Origin of the sequence: Pseudoalteromonas sp. APAL1 (genome assembly GCF_021532475.1) — a bacterium.
Taxonomy (GTDB): domain Bacteria; phylum Pseudomonadota; class Gammaproteobacteria; order Enterobacterales; family Alteromonadaceae; genus Pseudoalteromonas; species Pseudoalteromonas lipolytica_C.
This window is the reverse complement of record NZ_JAKGAW010000019.1, coordinates 47,182-65,571: the sequence shown is the minus strand read 5'-3', so window position 1 is coordinate 65,571 and position 18,390 is coordinate 47,182. Positions and strand designations below refer to the sequence as shown.

Annotated in this window: 19 protein-coding genes; 2 read left to right on the top strand and 17 right to left on the bottom strand. The window is 40.4% G+C overall.

Annotated features, from left to right (window positions below; translation table 11 throughout):
- Positions 1-113 precede the first annotated feature (113 nt).
- Positions 114-635 (top strand): DUF305 domain-containing protein, encoded by a 522-nt coding sequence (locus L1264_RS11265; RefSeq protein WP_008109672.1) that lies wholly within the window; start codon positions 114-116, stop codon positions 633-635.
- A 1-nt stretch (position 636) separates the two neighbouring features.
- Complete coding sequence (locus tag L1264_RS11260) at positions 637-1,368, top strand: MauE/DoxX family redox-associated membrane protein (RefSeq protein WP_016708238.1); 732 nt, start codon at positions 637-639, stop codon at positions 1,366-1,368.
- 216 nt (positions 1,369-1,584) lie between these two features.
- Here L1264_RS11260 and L1264_RS11255 read toward each other — a convergent pair whose 3' ends face one another.
- The 17 genes from L1264_RS11255 to L1264_RS11175 all read right to left on the bottom strand — a co-directional run bounded on the left by L1264_RS11255 (position 1,585) and on the right by L1264_RS11175 (position 18,388).
- Positions 1,585-1,935, bottom strand: coding sequence for a hypothetical protein (locus tag L1264_RS11255; RefSeq protein ID WP_004589646.1), 351 nt, complete (start codon positions 1,933-1,935; stop codon positions 1,585-1,587).
- Between the two features lie 50 nt (positions 1,936-1,985).
- Entirely contained in the window at positions 1,986-2,357 is a 372-nt protein-coding gene (locus tag L1264_RS11250; RefSeq protein ID WP_019677951.1) for a hypothetical protein, read from the bottom strand.
- Positions 2,358-2,367: 10 nt separating this feature from the next.
- Positions 2,368-2,790 (bottom strand): hypothetical protein, encoded by a 423-nt coding sequence (locus L1264_RS11245; protein ID WP_199526076.1) that lies wholly within the window; start codon positions 2,788-2,790, stop codon positions 2,368-2,370.
- On the bottom strand, positions 2,774-3,439 hold the full coding sequence (locus L1264_RS11240; protein WP_199526075.1) for a methyltransferase family protein: 666 nt from the start codon (positions 3,437-3,439) through the stop codon (positions 2,774-2,776). The genes L1264_RS11245 and L1264_RS11240 overlap by 17 nt, the downstream gene beginning before the upstream one ends.
- Entirely contained in the window at positions 3,432-3,767 is a 336-nt protein-coding gene (locus L1264_RS11235; protein ID WP_138625332.1) for a DUF2933 domain-containing protein, read from the bottom strand. The genes L1264_RS11240 and L1264_RS11235 overlap by 8 nt, the downstream gene beginning before the upstream one ends.
- Before the next feature lie 9 nt (positions 3,768-3,776).
- Entirely contained in the window at positions 3,777-4,130 is a 354-nt protein-coding gene (locus L1264_RS11230; protein WP_138625331.1) for a cupredoxin domain-containing protein, read from the bottom strand.
- An 11-nt stretch (positions 4,131-4,141) separates the two neighbouring features.
- A complete protein-coding gene (locus tag L1264_RS11225) occupies positions 4,142-6,385 on the bottom strand; it encodes a heavy metal translocating P-type ATPase (RefSeq protein ID WP_199526073.1) in 2,244 nt (747 codons plus the stop codon).
- A gap of 101 nt (positions 6,386-6,486) precedes the next feature.
- Positions 6,487-6,900: a MerR family transcriptional regulator gene (locus L1264_RS11220; protein ID WP_016708244.1), complete on the bottom strand. Its 414-nt coding sequence runs from the start codon at positions 6,898-6,900 to the stop codon at positions 6,487-6,489.
- A 296-nt stretch (positions 6,901-7,196) separates the two neighbouring features.
- Positions 7,197-7,619 (bottom strand): hypothetical protein, encoded by a 423-nt coding sequence (locus tag L1264_RS11215; RefSeq protein WP_016708245.1) that lies wholly within the window; start codon positions 7,617-7,619, stop codon positions 7,197-7,199.
- 609 nt (positions 7,620-8,228) lie between these two features.
- Positions 8,229-9,080, bottom strand: coding sequence for a copper resistance protein B (locus L1264_RS11210; protein WP_135923584.1), 852 nt, complete (start codon positions 9,078-9,080; stop codon positions 8,229-8,231).
- Positions 9,077-10,900 (bottom strand): copper resistance system multicopper oxidase, encoded by a 1,824-nt coding sequence (locus tag L1264_RS11205; RefSeq protein WP_135923583.1) that lies wholly within the window; start codon positions 10,898-10,900, stop codon positions 9,077-9,079. Before L1264_RS11205 ends, L1264_RS11210 begins: the two co-directional genes overlap by 4 nt.
- Positions 10,901-10,927: 27 nt before the next feature.
- Complete coding sequence (locus tag L1264_RS11200) at positions 10,928-11,398, bottom strand: YybH family protein (protein WP_008467847.1); 471 nt, start codon at positions 11,396-11,398, stop codon at positions 10,928-10,930.
- A 15-nt stretch (positions 11,399-11,413) separates the two neighbouring features.
- Positions 11,414-12,301 (bottom strand): copper resistance D family protein, encoded by an 888-nt coding sequence (locus L1264_RS11195; RefSeq protein WP_135923582.1) that lies wholly within the window; start codon positions 12,299-12,301, stop codon positions 11,414-11,416.
- 18 nt (positions 12,302-12,319) lie between these two features.
- Positions 12,320-12,667, bottom strand: coding sequence for a copper resistance CopC family protein (locus tag L1264_RS11190; RefSeq protein ID WP_016708251.1), 348 nt, complete (start codon positions 12,665-12,667; stop codon positions 12,320-12,322).
- 24 nt (positions 12,668-12,691) lie between these two features.
- The gene (locus L1264_RS11185; protein ID WP_135923581.1) at positions 12,692-14,524 is read right to left on the bottom strand and encodes a 2Fe-2S iron-sulfur cluster-binding protein; all 1,833 of its coding nucleotides are present in this window, start codon (positions 14,522-14,524) and stop codon (positions 12,692-12,694) included.
- Positions 14,524-15,144 carry a PepSY domain-containing protein gene (locus L1264_RS11180; RefSeq protein ID WP_235404001.1) on the bottom strand — a complete coding sequence of 207 codons (621 nt, stop codon included), beginning with the start codon at positions 15,142-15,144 and terminating at the stop codon, positions 14,524-14,526. The genes L1264_RS11185 and L1264_RS11180 overlap by 1 nt, the downstream gene beginning before the upstream one ends.
- A 79-nt stretch (positions 15,145-15,223) precedes the next feature.
- The gene (locus tag L1264_RS11175; RefSeq protein ID WP_135923579.1) at positions 15,224-18,388 is read right to left on the bottom strand and encodes an efflux RND transporter permease subunit; all 3,165 of its coding nucleotides are present in this window, start codon (positions 18,386-18,388) and stop codon (positions 15,224-15,226) included.
- Positions 18,389-18,390: the final 2 nt, after the last annotated feature.

Genomic DNA, 18,390 nt, shown 5'->3' with positions numbered 1-18,390 from the left:
ATACTCTTATTGATACTGGCTCATTACTTGCACTTTTTCGAGAACATGACCACATGTAGAGAATAATAGGCTAACAGTGGGAAATATTTACACTATCAATGTAAGGATTACTTATGAAATACTCAAGATTTGCTGCAATGATCATCACCTCAACCATTGCTATGTTTGTCATGATGTATCTCAACACTTACGCAGTATCACATATATGGTTTAGTGAAACGCGTATCTATATGGCGTTGTATATGGGAGCAGGTATGGCAATGATCATGCTGGCCTTTATGCTTGGCATGTACAGTAACAAGAAGCTCAACATGGCTATTTTTCTATTGGCGACAATACTGTTTGCCATATGTCTTTATCTTGTTCGCTCTCAAAGCACAATTTCTGACACTGCTTACATGAAAGCGATGATTCCTCATCACTCCATTGCTATTCTTACTAGTGAGCATTCAACTTTGGAGGATGTACGCGTGCGTGAATTGGCAAATGGTATTATTAAAGCCCAACGAAAAGAAATAAAAGAAATGGAATGGCTGATTAAGGATATTTCTGAAAATGGAAAGGTCAGCTCACAAGCTCAGGCTGAGCAACGACCGCTCCCAAAGTTTGAAGGCACACTGAACAAAGGAGACTAAGATGACTAAGACAGCTACCCTGTACAGAATGGTCACTGACGAACATATCTGCCCCTATGGTTTAAGGTCGAAAGATTTGCTGGAGAGGCAAGGGTATGATGTAGAAGATCATAAGCTCACGTCAAGACAACAAGCTGATGACTTCAAAGATAAGCATGATGTCAAAACTACGCCACAAACCTTTATTGAAGGAAAGCGTGTCGGGGGATACGATGACTTAAGAGAGTATTTTGGTAAAGATGAAGCAGGTCAAACTGGCACAACCTACACGCCAGTTGTAGCCATTTTCTCGATAGCTGCACTTCTTGCTGTCGCATCTCAACATTTTGCTTCCGGCTCATTTATCTCCATCAGAACACTGATGCTATTTATAGCTTTTTCAATGACGCTCTTAGCGGTGCAAAAACTGAAAGACCTATACAGTTTCACAAATTCGTTTATTACTTATGATTTACTAGCGATGAGATGGATAAGATATGGTTATATTTATCCCTTCATTGAAGCATATGCAGGTATTGGTATGGTTGCCCAACTACAGCCTCTCGCAGTGGCACCATTTTCATTGTTTATCGGCACAGTTGGAGCAATTTCAGTTTTCAAAGCCGTTTACATTGACAAACGCCAGTTAAAGTGTGCCTGTGTAGGCGGCGATAGCAGTGTGCCACTTGGATTTGTATCGCTATCTGAAAACTTATTTATGATCGCGGGAGCATTGATTATGCTGCTGATGTAAAGGTATAGCTCTATTCGGCGGCCCCTTAACTGTTAAGATTAGACCTAGGATGCCAGCCCACACCTTTCTAATCCATATGTAACATTTTTTCTGTCGTACTGGCATCAAGATAACCAGAACTGAGCAAACAATCTCAAAGGTTGTACAAAATAACACTAAAGCTTTTTCATTAAGTTTTATTGTTATGCTCTTGTGGTGGCTTTCGCCACCACTTTATTAGTTTTCAAGTTCCACCATATCTTTCGCTGCAATGTCACCAGACACTAGCTTTACAGTTGCGAAATGATCATTCACAATTTTAGTAATTTGTACCGTTCCTACCTTTTCGATAGTGTAGGGATCTTCACCTTCACTCAATACTATTCTTTCATGGAATCTAATAACACTGTATTTTTGCCCAACCTCTGCGCCATGCTTAGCACCAATACAGATTAGAGTTCGATTATCAGAACTTTCTACTACCTGACCTCTCATCATGTATTTATGATAAAAAGTGGTATTGGAACAACCCACTAAATATAAACCGAATGTAAGCAATAAAAGAGCTTTTATATAGGGTGTTTTCATCACTGTTACCTCATTTGACTAACTAATTATCAATACACTTTTTTATGAATTCATTTGTTTTTCCGGCCAGCCCCCGAAGGTGCTTGATGACAACTCCAAGGCTTATGAACAGAGTTATCTTTGATGTTCTGATCAACAAATTTATAGTAACTTTCTTTAGTATGTGTCCACCAATCATCATGAACATCTGCGCCATACTTACGGATTACCTCCTCAATCCCATCAAGGCTTACGTTTGCGGCATCATAGGCAAGGTGTATTTCACCTTCTTTGATGTTGTAACTAACTTCATCTATACCAAAAAGCTGATCTATTTCTTTTACTAACTCGTCACAGCTTTCTTCTGTGACATTGCTAAGCTTTAGATTTCGAACAACTAAATTTTGCTCTCTAACGCCAACTCTATGATCTAAATCGCTCATAATTTTTCTCCTAATGTTTGTGTGAATGCTGTTGATTGCTATCTTTCATTTCTTCCATTTTCCGGTTCATCTGCGGCATCATGTTCTCCATCATTTCTAAATGATGTTCAGTCATCTTGATTTGTTGATGCATTGGCATTTCTTCCATGTTTTTGTGCATGGATTGCATCATCTTCATCATTGAACGGTGATGTTCAACCATCATCTGCTGTTGCTTGTCAGGATCTTTTTCAGTTTTAATGGCATGGACTTCCTTTTTCATTTCCATCATCTTTTTATGCATTTCTCCCATGTTCTCATGTGGTATTGTCATGCCTTGATGCATACCAGTTTTGTTCGCACCTTCATGTTTATGCTCATTGTTTTGGGCAAATGAGCTAGTGGTTATCAGTAGTGAACCAATAAATAAAATTGATTTAGTTAACGTTTTCATGATTTTTACCTTCTACACTTTTATTAAAACTTGGGATCCAACTTGGTGTCGATTCCATATACCTGTGGTACTCCGAACCAAATTCAGCAATCGCCTGTGCTTCTTCGCATTTCGCTAGCTTGACGTAAACAACGACTAAGATCGGAAACATCGCAAGTGTTGGGATTGTCGGCCACTGCAATAAAAAGCCGAACATGATTAGAATGAAAGCTACATACTGTGGGTGGCGACACCTTGCATACCATCCAGTTGTAGCCAATTGATGATGTTTTTGCGCGTGATGCAATACATTCCATGCTGAAGACAACATAAAGAAACCTGCAACAATAAACACCATACTCACTATATGAAATGGGTCCCAATGGGCATCACCTTGAAATCCAAAGAAAGTATGTAATAAATGCCCATTTTCATGCGCAAAGAAATTTACTTCTGGATAGGTCTCCGTCAGCCACCCCGACAGAAAATAGATAGTTAAAGGAAAGCCATACATTTCAGTAAATAGGGCAACAATAAAGGCAGAGAACGCGCTTAGACTTCTCCAATCAGTTGATGTTTTTGGTTTGACAAAACTAAAGGCAAAAAAGATAAAAATTGCTGAGTTCAGTATCACCATTGACCATAAGCCATAATCATATGTTTCATTCATCACTGCTCTCCTTTTTATGTGATTCCTTACGTGCCTTTTCTAACCCTTGTATGTAGCCATCGCGATAGGCTGCATTTTTATCCGTGAGTTCTTGAAAGCTCTTTTCCTTTTTTTCATCAGGCGCATGTGAATGATCGTGACCATGTTTACCATGACTGCCATGCATAAATACGTGCATCAAGGGGCATAGCAATAAAATCAAGTAGGGAAGAAATTGCAGCACATGTTGACCATGCTCAAGCACTAAGAAGTAGGTCACTGCGGCAATAAGTGCCAGTGCAGCCCAGCCTGTAGGTGTTGACCAAAAATCAGGGTGTTGATTTTTCATATTGCCCTCCTAAACGACTTTTAAGACGCCGCGATACATTTGCATCTGACAATGAAACTCATGCTCTCCCGGTGACAAGTTTAATAAGGTAATTTGAGTAATTTCATTCAACTTAAGCTGTTCGCTTATATCCAATGAAGGAATAAGCATTGTTTCAGCGCAGGGGGATTGATCTTTGCGTATAAACTTCAAGGTAACAGGTTGGCTAGCAGACACCTGAATTGAAGATGGGGAATACACGCCATCTTTCACTTCAATTAACACTTCACTGTTTTGCACAATTGTTTTGTTAGGTTCGTACAGCCAAAACCACCAAACAATCAGCGCGATCAACACTAAGCCTAATAAGTTAATAACCATCATTGTGATTCTCCTTAATGCTCTTTTGCTTTAAAAAAGCGAAGTCGATTTGCATTTGACACTACAGTCAATGACGAAAACGCCATTGCAGCACCTGCAATTACAGGGCTAAGCAGAATGCCAAAGAAGGGATATAGAACCCCCGCAGCAAAAGGAATCCCGGCAACGTTATAGACAAACGCGCCAAACAAGTTTTGTTTGATATTTCGTAAAGTGGCTTTGCTTACCGCTATGGCATCAGCAAGGCCATGAAGTGAACCACGCATTAGGGTAATGTCAGCACTTTCGATAGCTACATCAGTCCCTGTGCCTATGGCGAAGCCAACATCGGCTAACGCTAGCGCAGGAGCATCGTTGATGCCATCTCCTGTCATACCAACAATTTCGCCGCCTTCTTGTAGCTCTTTCACCTTGTTGGCTTTATCTTCTGGCAGCACTTCAGCAAGAAACTCACTAATACCCGCTTTTTTAGCTACGGCGGCAGCGGTTTCCTTGTTATCACCCGTTAACATGATGACGCGTATACCATTAGCCTGAAGCCGTTTGATAGCAGAGATTGAGTCTGACTTGATAGGATCTGCAACAGCAATGATTGCTGCAAGTTCACCATCTACAGCAAAGTACATAGGTGTTTTGGCTTCTTTGGCTAAAGACTGTGCTTGTTCAACAAAGCCTGTGAGGTCTATGCCTTTTAACTTCATTAGTTTATCGTTTCCGAAAAGCAGGGCTTTGTTGTTGCAGCTTGCTTCTACACCAAAACCCGTAATGGCGTTAAAGGCTTCAATTTTTAGTAACTCAATATCCTGATCTAACGCACTTTCAACAATCGCTTGCGCTAAAGGATGCTCTGAGCCGCTTTCTAAACTTGCTGCAAGCTGTAGTACGTCTTTTTCGTCAGTAGCTTTTGCTAAAATAATATCGGTTACCTTAGGTGCCCCTTCAGTAATAGTGCCCGTTTTATCTAAAATCATGGCAGTGATTTTAGAGGCGGTTTGCAGTGCCTCACCGTTGCGAATAAGCACTCCGGCTTCTGCTGCTTTTCCTACTCCCACCATGACAGACATGGGTGTTGCCAAGCCTAAAGCACATGGGCAGGCAATAATAAGCACAGTAGTTGCTGAAACGATGGCAAAAGCAATGGCTGGCTCAGGTCCAAAGTTAAGCCATGCTAGCGCACTTAACACAGAGGTGATCATCACGACAGGTACGAAGAAAGCTGAAATAACATCGGCCAAACGGCCAATCGGCGGTTTTGAATTTTGCGCTCGTTTCACCATATTGATGATTTGCGCAAGCGCCGTGTCTTTGCCTACACGTGTGGCTCTAAATAAAATCATGCCTGATTTGTTCAAAGTACCAGCGACAACCTCATCTTCTTCGGCTTTTTCAACAGGCATAGGTTCGCCTGTCAGCATGGACTCATCAATAGAGGTGTGGCCTTCCAATACCACACCATCTACGGGAATTTTTTCGCCCGGTTTTACCTTCACAACATCATTCAGTAAAACCTGCTCAATACCAATCTGAACCTCTTTGTTGTCGCGAATCACTGTTGCAGTTTTAGCCTGTAAGCCGATAAGGCGTTTGATGGCTTCAGAGGTTTTTCCTCTGGCTTTTATTTCTAATGCTAGACCTAGATCAATTAAGCCAATGATCATGGCGGTAGCTTCAAAATAAACATGACGAGCCATCAATGGAACTGTTTCGGGTGCAAACACAACAACCATTGAATACAGCCAAGCCGTACCTGTACCTAAAGCTATTAGGGTGTCCATATTGGCGGAGTGGTTTTTAAAGCTCTTCCATGCACCTACATAGAAATGTTTACCTGAAAAATACATAACACCAAAAGTCAAAATGCCAACAACCAGCCAAGACATGCGTTCAAGGTTTGTTTCAACCGTCATTTCTCCAACCACAATGCTGTAGATCATCAAAGGAACGCCGAGTGAAAGGGCAATAAACGTATCGCGCATTAGCTTTTTGTAATATGCCCAATCCGCCGCCTCTTTCTCGTCAAGCGCATCTGTTGCTGAGCTATCATCAATTGGCTTCGCGTTATACCCCACAGACTCAACAGCTTTGATCAATTCTTCTGTCTTAGCTGTTCCAGAAACTGTTACAGTCCTATCAGCAAAATTCATTTCCGCACTGACTACACCAAGAGTTGCCTTTAACGCCCCTTCAATTTTGCCTACACAGCTAGCACACCCAGCTCCTTCAATGATGAGCTGTTGGTTATGTGATACTTTCTCCAACGTATTCTCCTTACTTTTACACGAAGAGGATTGAGCTTTTGCCTGACAGCAACAGCCTGATTCGGTTTCTATATTTGTATTAGTAGTCACCATTTTTCCTCCTATGCCTTTTTAATTTGTTCAAAGTTTTCGATGAGATGACAAACCATGTTTGCAGTCGGTGCTTTGTCTTCCATCTCTTCCCATTGAGAAAGAGCTGAAGACATTTTTCCTCGAAGTGCCAACATTGCTTGAAACTGTTTTTCTGTTTCTTCAAGCCGCTCTTTGATCAGGCTTCTGACTAATGGGCACGCACTTTTACCATCTTCAGATTCATTAATAATTTCCTTGATATCTGCAACGGAAAAACCAAGGTTTCTGGCACTTAAAATGAATTTAAGTCTCGATACTTCTTTATTCGAGTATGACTTGTAGCCGTTCACTGACTTAGCAGGTTTTAACAATCCTAATCTGGTGTAATAGCGCACCGTATCAGCAGTCGTTCCAAGGCTTTTTGCCAGCTCCGCAACTTTCATATTCACTCCTCAGTTTTTAGATAAGTTTGTACTCTCATCTTCAGCTTAGACCTGTGTCTAAGACACAGGTCAAGTACTAATTCTAGTGAATAAGCTAAAAACTAATTTTTTGGTAAAAGAGAAATCTCGGCCAAAATCGACAGCATTAAGTACTGTAAATGGCAATAGTTTGAGAATTTTCATAGTGCCTTCAAAATATCGTACTAATCGTTCAAAACAATTGATTATTTAAATCAATGAATAAGTCATTCTATTTTTGATGGGAGTGGCGAAAAAAAGACGCACTGATCCCGTGATTAGCCAATAATTGGTGGACGATAAAGTAAGAGATGGATACCAGATTTTGGTAGAGGTGTACGCTGTAGAAATAGCTCAGAGTAAATATTGCAAATACCTTCCTCTTGCGCTTGCACAAGATAGGCATTTAAATGAAAGCTTGAACAAAATCCCCCCTCACAACAAACACAATCACTAGCTTTGCATTTTTCACAGACTTCATCACCATGACGGTGTTTAGAGTCTTGCGAGTTTACAGTGTGATAGTGACTATTGTCATTCATTGATTGATGGTGAATATTTTTGCTTCGTTGCATAATATGCGTGTCGGAAGATCCATTTTGATGTTCTTCACAATTCATTGGCTTAGCTGTAGCAAAACTATGCTGCGTAAGCAACACAGTTATTATCACTATTTTAAACCACCTGAAAAGTCCAAACATTATCATTCCTTCTTTAGCTCCTACAATATTAGCCACTTTATAAAAATAATTTTATGATCTTGATCAACCTTTGAACTAAAACCTAAACTTTTTACTTTTTTAAACAGCTTAAACTTAACAAGTATAAAAGGGGTGTCTAATTTAGACTCATGAGATTGAAGCCAAGCATGAGCACCATTAAAAAAATAAAAACCCTACGCTCATAACTAGGTATTGAGTAAGGGATCATTTTTCCAATTGTTCAGCTTTAAGCACAGTACTTTGCAACAATCGGTTCTATCCCGAGCACACCCAATTCCCGTTCATCAAAAGTGATAAAATGGCCTATTGTACGTCTTTCAATGGCGATGTTTTTTGGCTTGACTCTTTAACCTTAACCATTCGCCAACTTTACTTCTTAGCTGATATTCCACCTTGATAGGTATACACCAGACTGGCACCGACTGAAAACAAGAAGTAGCTTACTATTACTGCTCTTAGTTCTTTCCAAAAAACTATTAGCTAGGCCTTTCCTAACATAACTAAAATGGTTTAAATCCCAAAAAAACAAAAGCTACCATCAATATAGTTGCGGTAGCTCTCATCAAGTCAATATAGTATTTCTTCACATCAGAGCCAGAACTTGATACCTGCAACAAAAGCAGTATCACGAGTACTTTGCCCATTTAACTTCGCAAAGTCGGCTGTATTACCAAATTTATTTGTCCACTCAACGCCAACATAGGGAGCAAACTGGCGGGTAAACTCATAACGAACCCGAAAACCAATAGCACTGCTAGATAAGCCACTACCAAGGTTATTTTGGACGTCATCCTTACCGTAAAGCGTCAACTCTGCTCGTGGTTGAACAATTAACTTTTGAGTAAGTAATAGCTCATACTCAGCTTCGATCGAAAATGCACTATTACCTTGCTCTCCTAAATACGCAGTCATATCAATTTCAAACCAGTAGGGGGCTAGACCTTGTAAACCAAAAGCTAGCCATTTGCGGTTTTCACCTTCGTTATTGTAATCAAGTCGAATACCGACTTGTGTATCCCAATAAGCAGATATTGCGTGGCCCCATAGAAAATCTGTTTGGTTCTCCTCTAAATTACCTTCGCTAAAATCTCCCTCAGTTTTGATGACTAATCTATCAAAAGTAGTGCCATACCATGCCTGAAAGTCAAAAACACCTGCGTTTGTTTGCTCATTATATTCAAGACGATCCCCTAGTAGCGCGTAAAATGAATGCTCATCTGCCAAAGTCAGTCGTTTGTCGCTATTGAGTGCATAAGGACCTTCAGTCAATGTTGTACCTGCGGCATAAGCATGAGGGTCTCTAGCATCTTTAGGTGCATCTCCACCTTGTGCTTGCATTTTAGAATCAGCCATCTCATCTTTTGCAGATACAGATACACTTATAAGGGGCAAACCTATTAATAATAGTTTTAACGTATTGGTTAGTATTAATTTTCTCATGATACAACTACCTCTCTAAACATACCTGCATCCATGTGGAATAATAAATGGCAATGCCATGCCCAGCGACCTACGTCATGAGGTGTTGTTAAAAAACTAATTCTTTGCGCTGGTTGTACAGGGATAGTATGGCGACGAACCTGTACATCACCTTTTTCATTCTCCAAATCGCTCCACATACCATGCAGGTGCATTGGATGTGTCATCATTGTATCGTTTTGTAAAATAACTCTTAAACGTTGATTATGCTTCATGTGAACTGGCGTGCTTTTTCCAAATTCCAAACCATCAAATGACCAGCTATAACGCTCCATGTTTCCAGTTAAATGTAATTCAATTTCAGCCTCTGGCTCTTGCTGGTTTGTAATTCCCTCAAGAGAATGTAAATCTGCAAGTGTTAAAACACGGCGTCCATTTTTACGTAAACCTATACCGGGATCATCAAGGTTTGTTCTAGGCATATCAACACGCATATCAACAGAAGCTCCATACTCTGTTTTTGCATGACGCACTTTAGTGCTAGCAACAGCTAATGGGTTTTTAGTCATTCCATGTTTACTATGATCCATTGCCATCGCTCCATGACCCATTGCACTATGATCCATTTTATTAGAATTCATGCCCGACATACCTGCCGTATCAGCCATTGTAGAATGCACACTATCATGGGTCATATTGCCCATCATATCTGTCATCGTTAACCACTCAACGGGGTCTAAAGAAGGTACTGGTGCATCAACGTTAGGTGCCATTGATAAAGTACCTTTAGCATAACCTGAGCGATCCATGCTTTGTGCAAAAATCGTATATGCATCATTTTTTGGCTCGACAAGTACATCATAAGTTTCACCGGGACCAAATCTAAATTCATCTACTGTCACAGGTTCAACATTTTGTCCATCAGCTTGTACAACTGTTAACTTCAGCTCAGGTATTCTTACATCAAAAAACGTATTGCTAGAACCGTTAATAAATCTAAGCCTAACCTTTTCGCCAGCTTTAAACATTCCACGCCAATTTGTCAAAGGCGCACAACCATTCATTAAAAAAGTCATTGCAGATGCTGATAAGTCTGCAAGATCTGTAGGGTTCATTCTCATTTTATTCCACATTTCCCGGCGTTGTAGCGCATTTGAAACGCTGCTATTTGAAATGTCATCAAAAAACTCTGGAACAGTAGGTTGATTAAAGTTAAATACATCGCTCTGTACTTTTAACTTGCGAAACAAATCCATTGGGTCATCATCAGTCCAATCAGACAATTGGATGACATGCTCATTGTCAGCACTAATAATATCCTTTTCTCTTGGCTCAATAATTAATGCGCCGTACATACCTGTCATTTCTTGAAAACCACTGTGTGAGTGATACCAATATGTGCCGCTTTGTTGCAGCTTAAATTTATAAACAAAGGTTTCACCCGGCATTATACCTTTAAAGCTAATACCCGGTACGCCATCCATTTGATACGGAAGAATGATCCCATGCCAATGAATTGAACTCGGCACTGATAATTTATTCGTTACCCTGATAGTAACGTCATCACCTTCTCTGAGGCGCAAGGTAGGAGCTGGTATTGAGCCATTGATTGTTGTAGCCATTCTTACAACACCTGTGAAGTTTACTGGTGACTCATCTATCACCAGATCTATGACTTCCCCACTTAGTTCGGGCGCAGTACCTGTTGAAGTTCCAGCAAGCAAAGATGAAGCTGCATGAAGAACACTTGGAAAAGCAGCTAATACACCGCCAGCAGCTAATCCTTGTACAAAGCGTCTACGTGGCGTAGAAACTTGATGTAATGGATTGTTATTTCTCATTTTACTCTCCGTTGTTTGACCAATAAATTAATGTGACCAATGAATGTGCTTAATCTTCCATTCACCATTTTGTTTTTCCAGCACCATCGTTTCCATGCCTTGATAATCGCGTTCAACACCTTTATGAGTACCTGTAGTTTGACTGCGCGACGCAGAGATAGCGGTATTTCCAAGTATCGTCACTTGATGTTCAAGTGTGTCGCTCTTCATCGCTGCTAAATACTTCATATCCGACAACATATGATGATGAGCATATTCATCAGCGCTCCTTTCAACGCGGCCTCCCTCGAAGATGGTGACATCATCCGCTAACTGCGCTCTAGCCTGTTTTTGATTGCCAGTTTCAAGTGCTTGATGAAATGCCAAAACAACTTTTGCGGCTGGGGTATCTATACCTTTAAACAAACCTTTGTCTTTGTTCTTATCACCATGAGCGTTTGCTGCGAAACTAAACGTCATTAATAAAACGAGTAATATATTTATTGTTTTCATTTTCATTCTCTCTTTTAGGTTTTAATTTGCAGGGCCAACAACACTAGTAAGCCCAGCCGTTACAGATAAAATGGCAAAAGCTACTACCATTTCTATCGAGATAGATTTAGATAAAGCCTCTCTGCCTTGACTATTTTTAAGTTGTGGAACGAGTATTAGTTTATGTTTAGCAGCAAGTGCCAAAATAGACACTACAAGGGCCAATTTAAACAACATTGTTTGTCCGTAACTTGAGCTTATTAGTGCATCAAGACTTCCGACCAATTGAATCACGAGCCAGAGGCCTGCTACCAACAATAGGCTCAATGTAAAACTTGCTTGTTTGCCAAAGCTTTCCATCAGCAAATGAAGTTCTGCATAACTTAGCTGATGGCAAGCCTGTTTTAGTGGCAATAACGCCCCAAACCACCATGCCATAACGAGCACATGCAAAATAAGCAAGCCTTTTTCAATTGTGCCTAACTCAGAAATATGACCCAGTAACGTGAATGAGTATGCAAGGATTAATAAACTCAACATTAAAGCGCTTTGTTTTAAGTACGAGTTCACAGCGAGTTTGAACCTTAAAGCTAAAGCGATTATTGCGGTAACTAGCCCAAGCGCTCGAAGCAAAGCTCCAGTGCCGACAGAGGAGTCCCACATAATAGCCAATATATCAGCGTCTATCGCCCCCTGAATTCCCTCTTCTGCCATTGCACCAGTACTGGCAAAGAACCAAGTAATATTAGCGATCAAAGCCATAACTATATAAGTTCTTGTCCACGTTAAATTCGCTATTACAGCATTACTATGAGATTCATTATGCTCAAAAATTTGTCTGAAAAATGTATAGCCGGCAATACAGGCAAAGCCGACGTAAAATACAATTTTTGACAGTACAATGACTGTATTCCAGATATACATTTCCATATCAATCACACAGCCTTACTAATGAACCATAAAGCCGAAGCTATCTTTCATTTTATGTCCATCTTTACCTAAATAGGTCACATCAACGATATAGTTTGTTGGAGCTAATTTAGGTAGTTCCCATGAAAACTCTCTGGAAGCTTCTTTTGATGGTTTAAAGTCAAATTTAATATTTTCACCTTTTTTATTTTTCAACGTAACTTTAACTACACGTACCTCTTTGCTAAATCCCAATGTCAATTTTTCTGGAGTATTCATTAGCATTGCATTATCAGCAGGCACGCTTTTTTCAAGATGCACATGTGCAAATACTGCACTACTAAAAACAACACTGATTATGGTTAAAAGTTTAATTAATGTTTTCATATATACCTCTATTTATTTAATGGATTAACGACTAAATTTATCTTTGAAAATTTGATTACTTGGAATCCCAGCATTTGTAATTATTTTTTCCACTTCACTCATCATTGCTTCTGGACCGCACAAGTAAAACTCAGCCAAATGCAGTTCTGATTTTTGGTTCATATACGGCAGAAGTACTTTTTGAACATAGCCTGAGTGCCCTTGCCATTCTTCTGAAGGATTAGAAAGAGTAGGAATATAAGAGAAGTTTTTATGCTTCTCACTCAGTGACTTCAATTCATTATGGTATAGCAAGTCATCTTCAGTTCGCGCACCATAGATAAGAGTCAAACCACTTTTATCTTTATGCTTTTTCAACTGTTCAAAAATAATAGACCTCAGTGGTGCAAGTCCTGAACCCGCACCTATAAACACGCGACTAACTTTTTTATTTGAAGTGGCATAAAAATCAGAAAAAGGGCCTCTTGCAGTTATCGTTTCACCTACTTGGAGTGAACCTAAATAACTTGAACCTATTCCTGCTTTAAAACCATTCTTTGCGGTCTGCCAACGGATATTAAACATTAACTCATCAGACTCCTCGTCAAAGTTAACTAATGAGTAGTGGCGAGTTACACCGTTATGAGAAAATTTTCCATGATAGTAGCTATCCCAGTATTTTTCATAGCACTCTGGCATATCATCTGGACGTAAGCTATTCATCCCTGCTGGCACATCAAATTGCATATATGCACCAGCTTTAAATGCCAACTGTTTGCCTGATTTCACCTTAAACTTCACTTCCTTGATAAAAGGAGTAATGAAGTTAGTCGCAACCACAACTAGCTCATGATTTTCAATATTGCGATCAGTATTAACTTCAATCGAACTAATTTCAGAGAACCTATGCTGACATCCAAGCCGATAACCTTCCTTAAGTTGCTCCTGAGATAAATGTTCCTGTTCAGATAGTGTGATAGGTAATTTAGTTGAACTTAAGAACACGCATTTGCCACAAGTACCGCCACCACCGCAACCTGAAGGAAGGTATACATGTGAACTAGCTAGCCCTTCTAATACAGTTGAGCGACCAACTGCTGAGATGTCAGTAATAGTATTTTCATTGGAAAACGTCACTGCCACTTTTTGCCTGTTAGTGCCCCAACCTAGCTTCAGTAAACCACTTCGATACTGTTGTATCAGCCAAGTAACACCAGTAATTGAAAGGAATAGCGTTGCAAAAGCAAATGCAATGATCAACCAATGGTTAAATCCTCCAGAATTGCCATAGTCCATAAAGTGAAGCTTCATCATCAGATCTTTCAATCTGAAATCATCATTGGCATGGCGAAGTACTTGGCCTGTAATACTATCTAAATAAATAGTTGTATTGTTCTCATCCTCAACGGCAACTTGCCACATAGGATTTTGCTGCCTTACGTGATCAGAAAACGGAGGTTGAGATAACACTGGAGTAGTTAACTTACCCTGTCCTGAGTAGGAGTTTTTTGCCAAAGTTAGTACTTGTTCTTCAGACAAATTAAATGGCTTTCCTGTTACAGCATCAAATAGCTTTGAGTGGCGTTCTTGATAGCTATGCTGCCCCTTATCGAACACAAAATGATAGTAAGGCTGATGTAAAACCCATATAAGGTTTACTTCCTGCGGAGCATTACTAGTAATGTCTTTAATAGGGAATAGGTCAAAGCCTGTAATGCTACCTTCATGATGAGAATGAACTCTAAGTTCATTACCACTGGCTTTACTGTGATCCATCAAATTGAAGTAAAGGCCCGTTCCCAACCAAATAAGCAGTTGTAAACCAACAAATAAAGAAAGCCACTTGTGTATCGTTGTATTTAACTTAAATAGTCGCATCAAATGACTCCCTTTTTATTTGGGGAAAGCACTCGGTAATAAGTCAATACTGCGCCAGTAATTGCTCCCATTAGACCTAGAGTTGCGACCAAGAACAAAAACCAGTTAGATACGTTTTCTCCATCATAGTAATCCATAATGTGGAACCGCCACATCCAATCAAACAATCGCCAGTAATCATGACGCTTGGCAACAAGTGATCCTGTTTGTTGACTTATATAAAATGTCGGTGTGGAGAATTGCTCAAACGTCACTCTCCAAACAGGTAAATGCCTTGGGGACAACTCAGCAGGCAAGTTTGTCGCTGACTTAATCAACCTTATGCTGTCGATTTGATGATTCAGCGCATAATGGTATTGTGCGATTTCTTTAGCCTTGGTTTCATCTACAAGGGCCTGAACAGCTCCAGTTTTAGCATCTATTGCTACTTTTCCATTTTCTCCATTAATAAAAGAATACAAAGGGCGGCCCATACTTTGAGTAAGTGTAACTTGGCTAGCTTTAGGATAATCCGCAGCTAGCTTTACAATGGAGTAATCCATACTTGCTAAATCTATTTTGGGTTCCTCACTCTTAGCCAAGGTTTCGCCGTGTATATAGTGAATATCCATAGTCACCATATACACGCCTGTAATAGACCAGAAGAGGAATTGTATTCCGACAAATGCCATTAGCCATTTGTGATATTTTCTAGCCGTGCTAAGCATTATTCTCAGGCTCCACGTTAGAAAGCTCTTTGTTAAAGGCATTTACTTCAGGCTTTTTAATGATTGAGTAAATTGCAGGGAGTACAATAAGCGTGAGCAGCACAGCACTTGTCATTCCGCCTACCATAGGAGCAGCAATGCGGCTCATGACCTCAGAACCTGTACCAGTACCATATAAAATAGGCATTAAACCTATAATGATTGTAGCTACCGTCATCATTACTGGACGAACTCGTAAGCCAGCACCGTGCAATAATGCATCTTGATATGCATCATCTGAGATGAGTTCTGCTCGCTCCACCGCTTTTTCCTTAAGCTCAGCAAGTGCTTGATTAAGATAAACCAGCATTATCACGCCAATCTCAACCGCAACACCAGCTAGAGCGATAAAGCCCACACCAACAGCTACTGAGAAATTAAACCCTTCTAGATACATCAACCATAAGCCACCGATCATTGCCATCGGCAAGGTAACGATAATGATAGCCACTTCACTAAACGCTCTGAAATTCAGGTAAAGCAGAATAACAATAATGGCGAGTGTTAAAGGCAATACATAGGTGAGCTTTTCTTTCGCTCTTTCCATATATTCGTATTGTCCGGCCCAAGTAATTGAATAGCCTGCTGGTAATGTCAGGTTATTTGCTAAGTGTTCTTTAGCATTTTCAACATAAGTACCTACATCAACGCTATCAATATCAATGAAAGTCCAACCATTGATTCTGGCATTCTCACTTTTAATACCCGGTGGGCCATTCTCTATTCGAATATCAGCAACATCACCTAGTGCAATGCGTTGACCACTTGGTGTTACAACAGGTAATCGTGCTAGCTGCTCAGGAGAATCTCGATAATCTTGCGGATAGCGCAGATTAACAGGGTAACGCTCTTGACCTTCTATCGTTTGTGTCACATTCATACCGCCAATCGCAGTAGAAACTACTTGTTGGACATCTTCGATATTTAACCCAAAGCGACTTGATTTATCTCGTGAAATATCAACCTTGATATATCGTCCACCTGCAACTCGTTCAGAGTAAACTGACGCTGTGCCTGTCACTTCTGGCAAGAGTTGTTCTATTTGTTGGCCGATATCCTGAATTACATCAAGTTCTGGTCCGGCGACTTTAATACCGACAGGCGTTTTTATACCTGTAGCTAACATGTCAATGCGGGTCTTGATTGGCATGACCCAAGCATTGGTTAAGCCCGGAAATTTAACCAACTTATCAAACTCAGCTTTTAACGACTCAGTTGTCACGCCTTCTCGCCACTCCTCCCGTGGCTTCAATTGAATAAAGGTTTCAATCATGGTTAGAGGCGCAGGGTCAGTTGCGGTTTCAGCTCGTCCTACTTTACCGAATACATTTTCAACTTCTGGCACAGTGCGAATAAGCTTGTCCGTTTGCTGCAATAACTCTCTTGCTTTACCGATTGAAATGCCGGGATATGTAGTAGGCATATACATAAGGTCGCCTTCATCCAATGGCGGAATGAATTCACTACCAATTTTATCGACAGGCCAAAAACCAACGATAGTCACTAATACTGCTGCGACTATTGTCGATTTTGGAAACTTCATGACTTGCTTTAAAACAGGCATGTAGATAGCAATCAATAATCGGTTTAACGGGTTTTTCTTTTCAGAGACGACTTTGCCTCGAATAAAGTAGCCCATCAAAACAGGCACCAATGTTATTGCCAAGCCTGCTGATGCAGCCATTGCATAGGTTTTTGTATAGGCGAGCGGTGAAAACATTCTTCCTTCTTGCGCTTCTAAGATAAACACAGGTAAGAATGAGACAGTTATGATCAGCAAGCTAAAAAATAATGCAGGGCCTACCTCACTCGCAGCCTTAGCTACAATTTGCCAACGGTTTTCATCTGTTAGTGGTGTTTTCTCCATATGTTTATGCATATTTTCAATCATCACTATTGCACCATCAGTCATCGCACCAATAGCAATAGCGATACCGCCTAAAGACATAATATTGGCATTGATGCCTTGCATATACATGATGATGAATGACACCAATATACCTAATGGTAGAGTAACAACTGCCACAATTGATGAGCGAAGATGAAATAGGAAAGCAACACAGACAATAGCCACGACTGCAAGCTCCTCTAGCAACTTGCTCCAAAGGTTATCAACAGCACGATCTATTAACTTCGATCTGTCATAGACAGGGACAACCTCCACCCCCTCTGGTAAAGAAGATTTGAGCGACTCAAGCTTTTCTTTTACCCCATTTATGGTTTGTTGAGCGTTTTCACCAAAGCGCATAACGACAACGCCACCAACAACTTCGCCTTCGCCATTAAGTTCTGCGATACCACGGCGCATTTGAGGACCAAGGTTAACGTTGGCAACATCACCAATACGCAACGGCGTGCCTTGTTCGTTAATACCAAGTGGAATTTTCTCTATATCACTAACTGATTGAATATACCCCGTTGCGGTAACCATATATTCAGCTTCAGCCATTTCCACAACGGATGCGCCAGTTTCTTTGTTCCCTTTTTGTAAGGCTATTTGTATTAAACTTAGAGGAATATCGTAAGCTCTCAATTTGTCAGGATCTACTTGCACTTGATACTGCTTAACCATACCACCAACGGCGGCAACTTCGGACACGCCCGGAACAGTTTGTAGTTCATACTTTAAGAACCAGTCTTGAATGCTTCTTAATTGGCTTAGATCATGGTTTCCAGACTTATCTGTTAAAGCGTAAATGTATACCCAACCCACACCTGTTGCATCAGGTCCTAATTGAGGTTTTGCCGAATCAGGCAGGCTTGATGCTACTTGGCTTAAGTATTCAAGTACTCTGCTTCTAGCCCAATACAAATCAGTATCATCATCAAAAATAATGTAGACGTAGGAATCACCAAAGAATGAGTAACCACGAACAGTTTGCGCCCCCGGCACTGATAACATCGCTGTAGTAAGAGGAAATGTCACTTGATCCTGCACAACTTGTGGTGCCTGTCCCGGATAACTCGTCTTAATTATCACCTGCACATCAGAAAGATCTGGGAGTGCATCTACTGGCGTTTTTTGTAATGAATACAAACCACCAAACGCGATAATTAAGGTAATCAACAAAACAAAGAAACGATTGCCGATAGACCACCTAATAATTGATTCAATCATTA

Bases quoted from the DNA above. Each gene is read 5' to 3' on its own strand.
- L1264_RS11265 (WP_008109672.1), top strand. From the start codon at position 114: ATGAAATACTCAAGATTTGCTGCAATGATCATCACCTCAACCATTGCT.
- L1264_RS11260 (WP_016708238.1), top strand. From the start codon at position 637: ATGACTAAGACAGCTACCCTGTACAGAATGGTCACTGACGAACATATC.
- L1264_RS11255 (WP_004589646.1), bottom strand. From the start codon at position 1,935: ATGAAAACACCCTATATAAAAGCTCTTTTATTGCTTACATTCGGTTTA.
- L1264_RS11250 (WP_019677951.1), bottom strand. From the start codon at position 2,357: ATGAGCGATTTAGATCATAGAGTTGGCGTTAGAGAGCAAAATTTAGTT.
- L1264_RS11245 (WP_199526076.1), bottom strand. From the start codon at position 2,790: ATGAAAACGTTAACTAAATCAATTTTATTTATTGGTTCACTACTGATA.
- L1264_RS11240 (WP_199526075.1), bottom strand. From the start codon at position 3,439: ATGAATGAAACATATGATTATGGCTTATGGTCAATGGTGATACTGAAC.
- L1264_RS11235 (WP_138625332.1), bottom strand. From the start codon at position 3,767: ATGAAAAATCAACACCCTGATTTTTGGTCAACACCTACAGGCTGGGCT.
- L1264_RS11230 (WP_138625331.1), bottom strand. From the start codon at position 4,130: ATGATGGTTATTAACTTATTAGGCTTAGTGTTGATCGCGCTGATTGTT.
- L1264_RS11220 (WP_016708244.1), bottom strand. From the start codon at position 6,900: ATGAAAGTTGCGGAGCTGGCAAAAAGCCTTGGAACGACTGCTGATACG.
- L1264_RS11215 (WP_016708245.1), bottom strand. From the start codon at position 7,619: ATGTTTGGACTTTTCAGGTGGTTTAAAATAGTGATAATAACTGTGTTG.
- L1264_RS11210 (WP_135923584.1), bottom strand. From the start codon at position 9,080: ATGAGAAAATTAATACTAACCAATACGTTAAAACTATTATTAATAGGT.
- L1264_RS11205 (WP_135923583.1), bottom strand. From the start codon at position 10,900: ATGAGAAATAACAATCCATTACATCAAGTTTCTACGCCACGTAGACGC.
- L1264_RS11200 (WP_008467847.1), bottom strand. From the start codon at position 11,398: ATGAAAATGAAAACAATAAATATATTACTCGTTTTATTAATGACGTTT.
- L1264_RS11195 (WP_135923582.1), bottom strand. From the start codon at position 12,301: ATGGAAATGTATATCTGGAATACAGTCATTGTACTGTCAAAAATTGTA.
- L1264_RS11190 (WP_016708251.1), bottom strand. From the start codon at position 12,667: ATGAAAACATTAATTAAACTTTTAACCATAATCAGTGTTGTTTTTAGT.
- L1264_RS11185 (WP_135923581.1), bottom strand. From the start codon at position 14,524: ATGCGACTATTTAAGTTAAATACAACGATACACAAGTGGCTTTCTTTA.
- L1264_RS11180 (WP_235404001.1), bottom strand. From the start codon at position 15,144: ATGGTGACTATGGATATTCACTATATACACGGCGAAACCTTGGCTAAG.
- L1264_RS11175 (WP_135923579.1), bottom strand. From the start codon at position 18,388: ATGATTGAATCAATTATTAGGTGGTCTATCGGCAATCGTTTCTTTGTT.